At 61.2% G+C, this 13,600-nt stretch carries 11 protein-coding genes; 7 read left to right on the forward strand and 4 right to left on the reverse strand.

Translation table 11 applies throughout. The features are described from left to right. Window positions 1-36 precede the first annotated feature (36 nt). The 7 genes from folD to RG540_RS01100 all read left to right on the forward strand — a co-directional run bounded on the left by folD (window position 37) and on the right by RG540_RS01100 (window position 8,029). The gene (gene folD / locus RG540_RS01070) at window positions 37-936 is read left to right on the forward strand and encodes a bifunctional methylenetetrahydrofolate dehydrogenase/methenyltetrahydrofolate cyclohydrolase FolD (protein ID WP_038583718.1); all 900 of its coding nucleotides are present in this window, start codon (window positions 37-39) and stop codon (window positions 934-936) included. Between the two features lie 137 nt (window positions 937-1,073). Further along, window positions 1,074-2,435 (forward strand): ABC transporter substrate-binding protein, encoded by a 1,362-nt coding sequence (locus tag RG540_RS01075; RefSeq protein WP_038583720.1) that lies wholly within the window; start codon window positions 1,074-1,076, stop codon window positions 2,433-2,435. A gap of 92 nt (window positions 2,436-2,527) precedes the next feature. Continuing rightward, entirely contained in the window at window positions 2,528-3,541 is a 1,014-nt protein-coding gene (locus tag RG540_RS01080) for a carbohydrate ABC transporter permease (RefSeq protein ID WP_038583723.1), read from the forward strand. Between the two features lies 1 nt (window position 3,542). Beyond that, on the forward strand, window positions 3,543-4,700 hold the full coding sequence (locus RG540_RS01085; RefSeq protein ID WP_038583726.1) for a carbohydrate ABC transporter permease: 1,158 nt from the start codon (window positions 3,543-3,545) through the stop codon (window positions 4,698-4,700). Between the two features lie 28 nt (window positions 4,701-4,728). After that, window positions 4,729-6,384, forward strand: a complete 1,656-nt coding sequence (gene bglA / locus RG540_RS01090; RefSeq protein WP_038583729.1) for a beta-galactosidase BglA — start codon at window positions 4,729-4,731, stop codon at window positions 6,382-6,384. A 22-nt stretch (window positions 6,385-6,406) separates the two neighbouring features. Continuing rightward, window positions 6,407-7,495 (forward strand): ABC transporter ATP-binding protein, encoded by a 1,089-nt coding sequence (locus RG540_RS01095; RefSeq protein WP_038583732.1) that lies wholly within the window; start codon window positions 6,407-6,409, stop codon window positions 7,493-7,495. Between the two features lie 177 nt (window positions 7,496-7,672). Beyond that, a complete protein-coding gene (locus tag RG540_RS01100; RefSeq protein WP_038539838.1) occupies window positions 7,673-8,029 on the forward strand; it encodes a hypothetical protein in 357 nt (118 codons plus the stop codon). A gap of 73 nt (window positions 8,030-8,102) precedes the next feature. Here the strand turns inward: RG540_RS01100 and edd are convergent, their stop codons facing one another. The 4 genes from edd to RG540_RS01120 all read right to left on the reverse strand — a co-directional run bounded on the left by edd (window position 8,103) and on the right by RG540_RS01120 (window position 13,598). Further along, window positions 8,103-9,920 carry a phosphogluconate dehydratase gene (edd, locus tag RG540_RS01105; RefSeq protein WP_038583735.1) on the reverse strand — a complete coding sequence of 606 codons (1,818 nt, stop codon included), beginning with the start codon at window positions 9,918-9,920 and terminating at the stop codon, window positions 8,103-8,105. A gap of 97 nt (window positions 9,921-10,017) precedes the next feature. Further along, window positions 10,018-10,716 carry a 6-phosphogluconolactonase gene (gene pgl / locus RG540_RS01110; RefSeq protein WP_038583738.1) on the reverse strand — a complete coding sequence of 233 codons (699 nt, stop codon included), beginning with the start codon at window positions 10,714-10,716 and terminating at the stop codon, window positions 10,018-10,020. A 5-nt stretch (window positions 10,717-10,721) separates the two neighbouring features. Continuing rightward, window positions 10,722-12,194, reverse strand: coding sequence for a glucose-6-phosphate dehydrogenase (gene zwf / locus RG540_RS01115; RefSeq protein WP_038583741.1), 1,473 nt, complete (start codon window positions 12,192-12,194; stop codon window positions 10,722-10,724). A 102-nt stretch (window positions 12,195-12,296) separates the two neighbouring features. Next, window positions 12,297-13,598: an NAD(P)/FAD-dependent oxidoreductase gene (locus RG540_RS01120; protein WP_038583744.1), complete on the reverse strand. Its 1,302-nt coding sequence runs from the start codon at window positions 13,596-13,598 to the stop codon at window positions 12,297-12,299. Between the last annotated feature and the right edge of the window lie 2 nt (window positions 13,599-13,600).

The raw sequence follows: 13,600 nt of genomic DNA on the forward strand, positions 1-13,600 counted from the left end.
GTATACATTGGTGGCGGTTTCAAGCGGGAGGTACGCATGGCTGTGGTGATCGATGGTAAAGAAGCGGCGGCATCCGTTATCGCTGCCGTGACCCAGGCGTCGGGCTCTCTCGAACACGAAACCGGCCTCAAGCCAGGCCTCGCGGTCGTCATCGTCGGCGACGATCCGGCAAGCCATGCCTATGTCAATTCCAAGAGCAAGATGGCCAAGCAGTGTGGGTTCAACTCGATCCAGCACAGCCTGCCTGAAGACACCACCCAGGAGACGCTGGAAAAGCTGGTGGCGGAGCTCAACGCCGATCCGGCCATCAACGGCATTCTCGTCCAGCTGCCGCTGCCGAAACACCTGAACGCAGAGCCTGTCATCCTGTCGATCTCGCCGGAAAAGGACGTCGATGGCCTGCACGTCGTCAACGCCGGCAAGATCGCCACAGGCGACCTGGAGACCGGCTTGATCTCCTGCACCCCTGCCGGCGCCATGCTGCTGGTCAACCGTATACATGGGCGTGACCTTTCGGGCCTCAACGCCGTCGTCATCGGTCGTTCCAACCTGTTCGGCAAGCCGATGGGCCTGCTGCTCCTGGCAGCCAATGCGACCGTTACCATGGCGCATTCGAAAACTAAGGATCTCGCCGGCGTCTGCCGCAATGCCGATATCCTGGTCGCCGCCGTCGGCCGCCCGCAGATGGTCAAGGCCGACTGGGTGAAGCCCGGGGCAACCGTCATTGATGTCGGCATCAACCGCGTTGCCGCCCCCGACAAGGGCGAGGGCAAGTCCCGGCTGGTCGGCGACGTGGCCTATGCGGAAGCCGCTGAAGTCGCTGGCGCCATCACCCCGGTCCCCGGCGGCGTCGGCCCAATGACCATCGCAATGTTGATGGCCAACACGGTGATCGCCGCCTATCGCACGGCCGGCAAAACCGCACCTAGGTTCTGATCCTGCGGGAACGGATTTTTTCATTTGTTCCACGCGGCCTGCGCAGGGGTTGACTCCTCCGCGAGAGCGTTAAATCTCTCCCATGTTGTGAACTCCCGGCAAGGTAGCAAAAGTCGGGACAACGGGAGGATTATTTCATGAAGGCATCATTTTGGATCGGTACTGCGCTGGCAGCGCTCGTGGCCGGCGGCGCAGTTGCTCAGGAGCTGAAATTCGCGCCCGGCCAGGATTCTAAATTTACCTGGAAGAGCTATGAGGATTTCAAGGCTGCCCACGCCAATCTCAAAGGGCAGAGCCTGACGCTTTTCGGCCCTTGGCGCGGCGAGGACGAAGTGCTGTTCAACAGCGTTCTGGCCTATTTCAACGCTGCGACCGGCATCAACGGCCGCTATTCCTCCTCGGAAAACTACGAGCAGCAGATCGTCATCGATACGCAGGCCGGTTCTCCGCCGAACATCGCCATCATCCCGCAGCCCGGCCTTCTGGCCGATCTTGCCGCCAAGGGGTTCCTGACCTCGCTCGGCCAGGAGAACTCCGACTGGGTCAAGACCAACTACGGCTCTGGCGGAGACTGGATCCGTTATGGCACCTACAAGGGCAAGGACGGCAAGGAGGCCTATTTCGGCTTCCCCTTCAAGGCCGATTTCAAATCCATGGTCTGGTATGTGCCCGAAAACTTCGAGGAAGCCGGTTATGAAGTTCCGAAGACCATGGAGGACCTGATCAAGCTCAGCGACCAGATCGTTAAGGACGGCGGGGTTCCGTGGTGCATCGGTCTCGGCTCCGGCGGCGCGACGGGCTGGCCGGCGACCGACTGGGTCGAGGACATGATGTTGCGCACCCAGAAGCCGGAAGTCTACGACAAGTGGGTGAGCAATGAAGTCAAGTTCAATGATCCGGCTGTTATTGGCGCGATCGATGAATTCGGCAAGTTCGCCAAAAATCCGAAATATGTCAGCGGTGGAGTTGCGGCCGTTTCCTCCACCGACTTCCGCGACAGCCCGAAGGGCCTCTTCGGCATTCCGCCGAAATGCTACCTGCATCATCAGGCATCCTTCGTGCCGTCCTTCTTCCCGCCGGATACGAAGCTCGGCACCGACGCCGACTTCTTCTATCTGCCGACCTATGCTTCGAAGCCGGAGCTCGGAACGCCGGTTCTCGGTGCCGGCACGATGTTTGCCATCACCAAGGATTCGCCTGCCGCCAAGGCCTTCATCGAATTCCTGAAAACGCCGATTGCCCACGAGGTCTGGATGGCGCAGTCGTCGTTCCTGACGCCGTTCAAGGGTGCCAATCCGAATGCCTATGCCAATGATGTCCTGAAGAAGCAGGGCGAACTTCTGACCACCGCCACGACCTTCCGCTTCGATGCTTCCGACCTGATGCCGGGCAAGATCGGCGCCGGTGCGTTCTGGACCGGCATGATCGATTATGTCGGAGGCAAGGACGCCAAGACCGTCGCGACCGATATTCAGAAGGCTTGGGACGGTTTGAAATAAGCCTCCCCCAGTAGGCTCTCAAATACGACCGCGCCGGAGGCCGGCGCGGTACAATAAAAAGCTACGCATAAAACGGTGAAAAGGGGAGAGCCATGATATCGCAGATCGTTTCAGCCGTCGGCGTCGTGATCGCCGGCGTTTTCGTCTGTGCCTTATATTACTGGCTCTCCGATAAAATCCTGCAGATCGTCGTTCCCGTGCCGGTGGACAATGTCCGCGCCGCCTCCGTCAACCTCAATCGCCGCGCCATGGTGCGTCCCTGGTTGTTTCTCGGACCGGCATTGATCTTGCTGGTCGTCTATCTCGTTTATCCGGTCGTCGCGACCTTCATCCTTTCCTTCTACGACCGGTCGGGCGGCAATTTCGTCGGCCTCGCGAATTATCGCTGGGCTATCCAGGACGCGCAGTTCCGCCAGTCCATCTTCAACAACATCCTCTGGCTCGCCGTGGTGCCGGCGGCATGTACCTTCTTCGGCCTCGTCATCGCGGTGCTGACCGACCGCATCTGGTGGGGCAATCTCGCCAAAAGCCTGATCTTCATGCCGATGGCGATTTCCTTCGTCGGCGCTTCGGTCATCTGGAAGTTCATCTACGAATATCGTGGTGGCAGCGAAACGCAGATCGGCCTCCTCAACGCCATCGTGCAGGCCATTGGCGGCTCTCCGCAGGTGTGGATCTCGCTGCCGTTCTGGAACAACTTTTTCCTGATGGCGATCCTCATCTGGATCCAGACCGGCTTTGCCATGGTCATCCTCTCGGCCGCACTTCGTGGCATCCCCGAGGAGACGATCGAGGCCGCAGTGATCGACGGCGCCAGCGGCTGGCAGATCTTCTGGAAGATCATGGTGCCGCAGATCTGGGGCACGATCGCCGTCGTCTGGACGACGATCACCATTCTGGTGCTGAAGGTCTTCGATATCGTGCTGACCATGACCAACGGCCAGTGGAACACCATGGTTCTGGCAAACCTGATGTTCGACTGGATGTTCCGCGGCGGGGGCGACAGCGGACGAAGTGCGGTCATCGCGCTGATCATCATGGCCGCCGTCACCCCAATCATGATCTGGAACATCCGCCAGGCGAACAAGGAAATGGGAGGCCATTGAGATGAGCGTAGTTGTAAGCCTTCGCCGTATCGGCCTTCCACGCCTCATCGTCCACGCCTCCGTCCTCGTCATCTGCTTCATCTGGCTGATCCCGACGCTCGGCATCCTCGTCACGTCCTTTCGAGAGGCGGGCCAGATTACAGCTTCGGGTTGGTGGACCGCCTTTACGGGCGCCGCCGAGACGAGCGCCGCCCGCCTCGGTGAGCCTTCGACAGCCAAGCAGAATGGTACGAGCTACGTCATTTCCGGTTCCGTCTTCGAAGGCAGGAAGGGCGGCACCGTGCGCGCCTTCGGCACCCGCGTCGCCGCTCCAACCGAGTTTGCAGCAGGAAAGCCCGCCGATATCGGCGACGGCGAGACGCTGACCATCAACGAGGACGGCAGTTATACCTATTCCAAGAACGCGCCTTTCGAGGGCCGCGGCAAACGCGTCTACCTATCCGTCGCGACGCCGCCATCCTTCACCACCGAAAATTACCGCACGGTGCTGACCTCTCAAGGGATAGGCCAGTCCTTCGTCAACTCCCTGACGGTCGCGGTTCCCGCAACGATCATTCCGATCCTGATCGCAGCCTTTGCCGCCTACGCTCTGTCCTGGATGGAATTTCCCGGGCGCGCCCTCATCATCGCCCTGGTGGTGGGGCTGATCGTCGTACCCTTACAGATGTCGCTCATTCCGCTCCTGAAGATGTATAACGAGATCGGTAATTTCTTCGGCGTGCCGTCTCGCAGTTATGCGGGCATCTGGCTTGCGCACTCCGCCTTCGGCATGCCGCTCGCGATCTATCTTTTGCGCAACTACATTTCCGGCCTGCCGCGGGAAATCATCGAATCCGCCCGCGTAGACGGCGCCAGCGATTTCGAAATCTTCGTCAAGATCATCCTGCCGCTGTCATTTCCGGCGCTCGCATCCTTCTCGATCTTCCAGTTCCTGTGGACCTGGAACGACCTCCTCGTCGCCATGGTCTTCCTCGGAACCGGCAAGGATCAGCTGGTCCTCACCGGCGCTCTGAACGCGCTTCTGGGCTCAATGGGTGGAAAGTGGGAAATCCTGACGGCCTCGGCCTTCATAACGATCGTCGTGCCGATTATCGTCTTTTTCGCCCTTCAGCGATATCTCGTCCGCGGACTGCTTGCCGGCTCCGTCAAGGGCGGCTGATCAACATCGAACGACAACAGGACATTGAATGAGCGTTTCAGCAGAAGCCCCCGCAGCACCGGACAAGGACTGGTGGCGGGGGGCCGTTATTTATCAGATTTACCCGCGCTCCTATCAGGACTCGAACGGCGACGGCATCGGCGATCTGAAGGGCATCACCGCCCGCCTGCCACATGTCGCAGCGCTCGGCGCGGACGCCATCTGGATCTCGCCCTTCTTTCCGTCGCCGATGCGGGATTTCGGCTACGACGTCTCGAACTATACGGATGTCGATCCGATGTTCGGCTCGCTGTCGGATTTTGATGGTCTGATTTCCGAGGCGCACCGGCTCGGCATCAAGGTGATGATCGATCTCGTGATGTCGCACAGCTCCGACCAGCATCACTGGTTCATCGAGAGCCGGTCGAGCCGCTTCAATCCCAAGGCGGACTGGTACGTCTGGGCCGATGCCAGGCCGGACGGCACGCCACCCAATAACTGGCTGTCGATCTTCGGCGGGTCGGCCTGGCATTGGGACCCGACGCGCATGCAATATTACATGCACAACTTCCTGACCTCGCAGCCGGACCTCAATCTGCACAATCCGGAAGTCCAGGATGCGCTGCTCGACATGACCCGATTCTGGCTGAAGCGCGGCGTCGACGGTTTCCGGCTCGACACGATCAACTTCTATTTCCATGACAAGGACTTGCGCGATAACCCGGCGCTCGATCCCTCGCGCCGCAACGCCTCCACGGCGCCGGCCGTGAACCCCTATAACTTCCAGGAGCATCTCTACGACAAGAACCGGCCGGAGAACCTGGAATTCCTGCGGCGTTTCCGCGCCGTGCTCGACGAGTTTCCGGCGATTGCCGCCGTCGGCGAGGTCGGCGACAGCCAACGGGGCCTGGAGATCGTCGGCGAATATACGTCCGGCAACGACAAGATGCAGATGTGCTACGCGTTCGAATTCCTGGCGCCCGATCCGCTGACGCCGGCGCGGGTCTCCGAGGTGCAAAAGGCATTCTCTATCGCTGCACCGGATGGCTGGGCCTGCTGGGCCTTTTCCAACCACGATGTAGTGCGCCATGTCAGCAGATGGGGCCACGACGTTCTCGATCGCGACAGTTACGCCAAGATGGCGTCCGCCATCCTGATGTCCCAGCGCGGCTCGGTCTGCATCTATCAGGGCGAGGAACTTGGATTGACCGAGGCCGACATCGCCTATGCCGACCTTCAGGATCCCTACGGCATTCAGTTCTGGCCGGAATTCAAGGGCCGCGACGGCTGCCGCACGCCGATGGTCTGGGACAGCCAGGCACTGCAGGCGGGCTTCTCGACGGCAGAAAAAACCTGGCTGCCTATCCCGGTCGAGCATCAGCTTCGGGCCGTGGGCGCTCAGTACGGCGATCCAGCATCTGTTCTGGAACAGTACCGACGGTTCCTCGCCTTCCGCAAGCAGCACCCGGCTTTTGCCAAGGGCGAGATCGAATTCCTGGCCGAGGACGGCGCCGTTCTCGGCTACAAGCGCCAATATGGAAACGAGACGGTGCTTTGCCTGTTCAACATGAGCGCGGCGGAAACGGCAACCGAGCTGCCGGCCGGCGATTGGGAAGTGCTGACTGGCCACGGCTTCGAAAGCGGGCTTGAAGGCAGGCGTGTCGAATTACCGGCCTGGGGGGCGTTCTTCGCCCATCACGCATAACGGGAACAAAGGGGAGGAAAACATGGCTGGTGTCGTTCTGAAAGATATCCGCAAGGCCTATGGCCAGGTGAAGGTGCTGCATGGCATCGACCTGGAGATCACCCAGGGCGAGTTCGTGGTGTTTGTCGGGCCGTCAGGCTGCGGCAAGTCCACGCTGCTGCGGATGATCTCCGGCCTTGAAAGCATCACCGGCGGCGAGATGTTCATCGACGGCCAACTCGTCAATGACGTGCCGCCGTCGCGGCGCGGCATCGCCATGGTCTTCCAGTCCTACGCGCTTTATCCGCATATGACGGTCTACGACAACATGGCCTTCGGTATGCGGATTGCCAAGGAAAGCCGTGACGAGATCGACCGCCGCGTGCGTGCGGCGGGAGACATCCTCCAGCTCACACCCTATCTCGACCGCCTGCCGAAGGCGTTATCTGGCGGCCAGCGCCAGCGCGTTGCCATCGGCCGCGCCATCTGCCGCAATCCGAAGGTCTTCCTATTCGACGAACCGCTCTCCAACCTCGACGCAGCCTTGCGCGTTGCCACCCGCATCGAGATCGCCAAGCTCAAGGATTCGATGCCGGATACGACGATGGTCTACGTCACCCACGATCAGGTGGAGGCGATGACGCTCGCCGACCGCATCGTCGTTCTCTCGGCCGGACATATCGAACAGGTCGGCCCGCCGCTCGAACTTTACGAGCGGCCGCAGAACCTCTTCGTCGCCCGCTTCATCGGCTCGCCGGCGATGAACATCATCCCGGCCACCGTGACGGAGACCGGCGAGGCGACCACGGTGTCGCTGAAGGGTGGAAAATCGGTGCGCATGCCGGTGCCGACGGCGGCTTCGGAAAAGGGCAAGACCGCCAGTTTCGGGGTGCGGCCGGAAGATTTGTCGATTGCATCAGGCGAGGATTATCTCTTCGAAGGCCAGATCGCGATCATCGAGGCGCTCGGCGAGGTGACGCTGCTTTACATCGAAGGATTGGCTGATCAAGAACCGATCATCGCCAAGATTCCCGGCATTCTGCAGGTGAAGAAGGGCGATACGATGCGCTTTTCAGCAGACCTCAAGAAACTGCACCTCTTCGATGCAGAAGGTAAGGCCTATCGCATATAGGAGTAACCGTCTGTTTACTGTGATTTTGCGATCTGCATTTGGAGTTGTCCTGATTCGGGACTTCAAAACGCTCTGTTAAATTTCGCCGGCTAGCTTTCTCCTGTAAAGAAATGGAGGGATGTCGTGAGCGCGGCACCAATTAACAAAAATCACTTTTTGAACAAGGAAGAGTCTTTCATGTACGACCGGGAAGCCCGGTTCAAAATGGAAGACACGATGAATGCGGCGCGTATCGAATATACCGAAAATGGCGTGATGAACATGGCGCAGCGTCGCTGCGACGTCATCCGGATCTCGATGAGCGGCGCCGTTCTCGGCATCCTGACCCAGTATAATCTGCCGAAGCAGTTTTATCTCGACATTCCCGACGCGCGCATTTCCAAGGTCGGTTGCCTGCTGATGCGCACCAATGCCAACAACACGATCGAGGTTCGTTTCCTGTCTCTTCTCACCAAGAAGGAGCTGGACCGCATCTTCATATTCTCGACGCATCCGAACCATCGCGACCGGACGATGGATATCCGCTCCTGGTAACGCGGCTCGTGGCCTGACATGGAAACGGCGGCTCCTTGGCCGCCGTTTTCGTTTCTACCGGCAATCAGCCCGTTTACACAAATACGCTGGCGCCCATGTCGGCGGTGCCGACATGGCGGCGGAAGGGGGCGAAGAGCTCGCGGCCCATGCCGAATTCGTTGTCGGAAAGATCGACGACGACAGGCGTGCGGGCCGAAAATTCCGTGGCATCCACCAGCACTTCCAGCGTTCCGGCGACAGCATCGAGGCGGATCATATCGCCGTCCTTGATCTTGGCGATCGGGCCGCCATCGCAGGCTTCCGGGGTGATGTGGATTGCCGCCGGCACCTTGCCGGAGGCGCCGGACATGCGCCCATCGGTCACCAGCGCCACCTTGAAACCGCGGTCCTGGAGCACGCCGAGCGGCGGCGTGAGGCGGTGCAGTTCCGGCATGCCGTTCGCCTTCGGTCCCTGGAAGCGCACGACCGCGATGAAATCCTTGTTGAGCTCGCCGCGCTTGAACGCTTCCTGCAGCCCATGTTGGTCGTGGAAGACGATCGCCGGCGCTTCGACGATGTGGCGTTCCGGCTTGACGGCGGAAATCTTGATGACCGCCTTGCCGAGGTTGCCCTTCAGCATCTTGAGGCCGCCATTCGACTGGAAGGGGGTCTCGATCGGCGCCAGGACCTTGAGGTCGCCGCTTTCGTTCGGAGTGGACTCACGGACGACTGCGCCGTTCGCGTCCAGCTTCGCCTCGACCGTATAGGCTTCCAGCCCATGGCCGAAGACGGTGCGCACGTCATCATGCACCATGCCGGTTTTCAGGAGCTGCTTGATCAGGAAGCCCATTCCGCCGGCGGCGTGGAAATGGTTCACGTCGGCAAGCCCGTTCGGGTAGACGCGGGCAAGCAACGGCACCACGTCGGAGAGCTCGGAAATATCCTGCCAGGTCAGCAGGATGCCGGCAGCGCGGGCCATGGCGACGAGGTGGAGGGTGTGATTGGTCGATCCGCCGGTCGCATGCAGGCCGACGACGCCGTTGACCACGGAGCGCTCGTCAATCATCTCGCCGGCAGGCGTGAATTCATTGCCGAGCGCCGTAATCGCCAGCGCCCGCTTGGCGGCCTCGCGGGTCAGCGCTTCGCGCAGCGGCGTGCCGGGATTGACGAAGGAGGCGCCGGGCATGTGGAAGCCCATGATCTCCATCAGCATCTGGTTGGAATTGGCGGTGCCGTAGAACGTACAGGTGCCGGGGCCGTGATAGGACTTGGATTCCGCCTCGAGCAGTTCGGCGCGGCCCACCTTGCCCTCCGCATAAAGCTGGCGGATGCGCGACTTCTCGTCGTTCGGTAGCCCTGTTGTCATCGGGCCGGCAGGAATGAAGACAGAGGGAAGGTGCCCGAAGCTGAGCGCCGCGATGACGAGGCCCGGCACGATCTTGTCGCAGATGCCGAGAAAGACGGCCGCGTCGAACATGTTGTGCGACAGACCGATGCCGGCCGCCATGGCAATCGCATCGCGCGAGAACAGCGAAAGCTCCATGCCAGGCTGGCCTTGGGTGACGCCGTCGCACATGGCCGGCACGCCACCGGCGACCTGGGCGATGCCACCGGCTTCCCGTGCCGCCTCGCGAATGATCGGCGGGAAGGTCTCGTAGGGCTGATGCGCCGAGAGCATGTCGTTATAGGCGGTGATGATGCCGAGGTTCGGGACGACGTCTCCTGCGAGCGCGTCCTTCTCGGCGGGGGAACAGACCGCAAAGCCATGGGCGAGATTGCCGCAGGAGAGCGTCGAGCGGTGTGGACCCTGCGAGGCCGCCCGCCGCACGCGGTCGAGATAGGCTTCACGATGGGGTTTCGAGCGTTCGACGATACGGGCGGTGATTGCCTCGATGCTGGAATGAGCGGCCATGTTCTTGTCCTCTTGTGCTCAACCCCGGCTCGGGAGGGGCAGGACCTTGGGGAGGGCCCTAAGCCACCGGGATTGCTCGCGTTGAAAAGTCGGCGCTTTAAGGCGCCCAGAAAATCTGCAGCGGCGAAGCGGCTCGGTTAAGCACGGCGCGGATCGGCATGTCCGTTTCGTCGGAGCCGGCCTTTGCCGCTTCGAGCACGTCCTTCTTGCCCTGGCCTTCGATATGCAGCGCCAGGAACCGGGCGTCCGAAAGGCTGGCGAACGAGAAGGTCAGTCGCTCTTCGCCGGCACCTTCCGCCTGCATCGTCAGAACGCCGCGGGGCCTGGAAAGATCGAGTGCTCGGGCAAGATTATTCCCATGCGGGAAAAAGGAGGCTGTGTGGCCGTCGCCGCCCATGCCGAGGATCGCCACGTCGAAAGGATGGCCGATGCCGGCGGTCTTTTCGGTCGCGATCACGGCCGCTTCATCGATCGACGGCGCCTCGTAGTAGAGCGGGATGAAATGTGCCGCTGCCGCCTTGTCCTTCAGAAGATGCGTCGACACCAGGAGGTGGTTGGAACGCGGGCTGTCCGCGGGCACGAACCGTTCGTCGACCAGCGTCACCGAAACCTTGCCCCAGTCGATATCGCGGGTCGCCAGTGCCTCGAAGAATTTCTTCGGCGTCGAGCCGCCCGAAACCGCGATCGAGGCGGTGCCCCGGTCGCGGATAGCGGTTTCAAGCTGTGCCGCAACCTCGTCCGCCAGGCTGGCGGCGAGGGCTGCGGCATCCGCAAATTCATGCATCTTCGCGGTCATGACCCTCAACCCTCATGCCATGTCCGGCCGTCGCGCTCGATGAGGGCGATGGCCTGGCTCGGACCCCAGGTGCCGGCAGTATAACCCTGCACCTGCTGGCCGGCCGCTTCCCAGCCTTTGAGTATCGGATCCACCCAGCGCCATGCGGCTTCCACCTCGTCGCGGCGCATGAACAGCGTCTGATTGGAGCGGATCGTGTCGGTGAGCAGGCGCTCGTAGGCATCCGGATTGCGCACCGAGAAGGCTTCCGCAAAGCTCATGTCGAGCGACACATTGCGCAGCCGCATGCCGCCCGGGCCCGGATCCTTAATCATCAGCGACTGCTTGACGCCTTCGTCCGGCTGCAGGCGGATGATCAGCTGGTTGGCCGAAATGCGACCGGCAGCCGCATCGAAGATATTGTGCGGGATCGGCTTGAAGGTGATGACGATCTCGGACATGCGCGCTGCAAGCCGCTTGCCGGTGCGGATGTAGAAGGGAACGCCGGCCCAGCGCCAGTTGCCGATCTCGGCCTTTATGGCGACGAAGGTCTCGGTGTTGGAAACGCCGCCTTCGAGCTCGTCGAGATAACCCTTGACCGGACCGCCCGCGGATGCTCCGGCGCGGTATTGGCCACGCACCGTCATCTGCTCGACATTGGCCTCGGTGATCGGCTTCAGGGCGCGCAGCACCTTGAGCTTTTCGTCGCGCACCGATTCCGAATTCATCGAGGAGGGCACTTCCATGGCGACAAGGCAGAGGAGCTGCAGAATGTGGTTCTGCACCATGTCGCGGAGCGCGCCCGCCGTGTCGTAATAGCCGGCGCGGCCTTCGAGGCCGACGGCTTCGGCGACCGTGATCTGCACGTGGTCGATATGGTCGGCGTTCCACAGCGGCTCATAAAGCGCGTTGGCGAAACGCAGCGCCATCAGGTTCTGCACCGTCTCCTTGCCGAGATAGTGGTCGATGCGGAAAATCTGGTCTTCGTGGAAGGCCTTGCCGATCATGTCGTTGAGCTGCAGCGCCGACGCGAGGTCGCGGCCGATTGGCTTTTCGACGACGATGCGGGTCGACTTGGTGATCAGCTTGTGGTCACGGATCTTTTCGGAAATCGGGCCGAATATGCCCGGAGCCACGGCGAGATAGAAGACGCGGATACGCTCCTTGCCGTCGTCGAGCAGTTTCTTCAGTTCCGCCCAACCTCCTTCGGCCTTTGCGTCGACCGAGATGTAATAGATCCGCTGAAGGAATTTCTGGACTTCCGCTTCGTCGTATTCGCCCTGCTTCAGATGCTCTTTGAGGGCATCCTGGGCGAACTTGCGGTAATCCTCGTGCGAAAGCGCACTGCGCGAGGCGCCGATGATGCGGGTTGGCTCGGTGAACTGCCCCTCGATCTGCCGGTGGTAGAGGGCCGGAAGGAGCTTGCGTTCCGCAAGGTCGCCGGTACCGCCGAACACGATACAATCAAAGGGTTCAACTGGGATGATCTGGCTGCTCATCGCTGTTCTTTCGTCCTGCATGGTTGGGTGCATACTTATTCTAATCGATTTAAAAACGCTAGCCCGAATTGGCTTCCGAAGTGTGTTGCGGACCCCCGCTTGTCAGAGCCTGTCGCGCAGCGCAAACCACGTGAGGGCAAGGAAAAGCAGTGGGGTCCGCATGTGACGCCCGCCTGGGAAGGCAGGAATTTTGAGTGCGGCGAGGTGGTCGAGATCCGTCGCCTTGCCGCCGACCATATCAGCATAAAGTTTGCCACAATAGTTTGACAGCATGACGCCATGGCCGGAATAACCGCCGATCGACGTGACGCCAGGCATGACTTCGCGCACGAAAGGCTGGCGCGGCATCGTGATCCCGACATTTCCGCCCCAGGCATGGGTGATTTCAACGTCTTTCAGCGCCGGATAGGTGTCGACGATCTGCCTGCGGATGGCGTTCGCAGTGTCCGCCGGATTGCTTGAGGTATAGACCTCGCGCCCGCCGAACAGCAGCCGGTTGTCCCGGCTCTTGCGGAAATAGCGCACCACGAACCGCGAATCAGCAACGGCCTCGCCACCGGGGAGGACATCGGGGAAATCGTCGAGCGGCGCGGTCGCGGCGATGAAGGAGCCGATCGGCATGATATGCGCGGATGTAACCGGTTCGAGATCGCCGATATAGGCATTGGTGGCGATCAGCACCCGGTCGGCAGTCAGCGTGCCCTTGGGGGTCCGGACCAGGATCTTGCCGCCCGGTCCGTTTCTTGTTTTCTCGATGCCCGTCGCTCGGGTCATCTCGAAAATCTGCGCACCGGCCGTCTGCGCCACCCTGGCAAGCCCGACCAGCAGCTTTAGCGGATGGATATGGCCGGTGCCGGTATCGCGCACCCCGCAATAATAGTCTTTCGTGCCGAGCCGCTCGGCGGTCTCCCGGCCATCCGTGAAGGAGATGTGCGGATAACCGTAACGCTCCGCTGCGATCTCGGCAGTTGCCCGATAATCCTTGTCGTGGCCCCGTTTGTGGGAGACATTCATCTGTCCCGGCATGTACTCCATGTCGATGCCGTGGGCCTCGGCAAAGTCGAGAAGATGCCGCTTGGCGTTCTCGGCCATGTCGAACAGCGCCCTGGAGCGCTCGTAGCCGATCTCCTTTTCGAGATCTTCCGGCCACCAGCGCTGCCCGGTTCCCATCTGCCCGCCATTGCGGCCGGAGGCGCCGTCGCCGAAACGGCTGGCCTCGATCAGTGCGACGGAGATGCCGGCCTTTGCCAGATTATAGGCTGCTTGCAGGCCGGTATAGCCGCCGCCGATAACCGCCACGTCGACCGTCTTCGATCCGTCGAGTGCCGGATAGGTCGGCCGCTCGCCGACTGTTGCCTGATACCAGGAAATTCCCGGCGCGATCGGGCTCTGCCATTCATCCAAGG

This window comes from Neorhizobium galegae bv. orientalis str. HAMBI 540 (assembly GCF_000731315.1).
GTDB lineage: Bacteria > Pseudomonadota > Alphaproteobacteria > Rhizobiales > Rhizobiaceae > Neorhizobium > Neorhizobium galegae.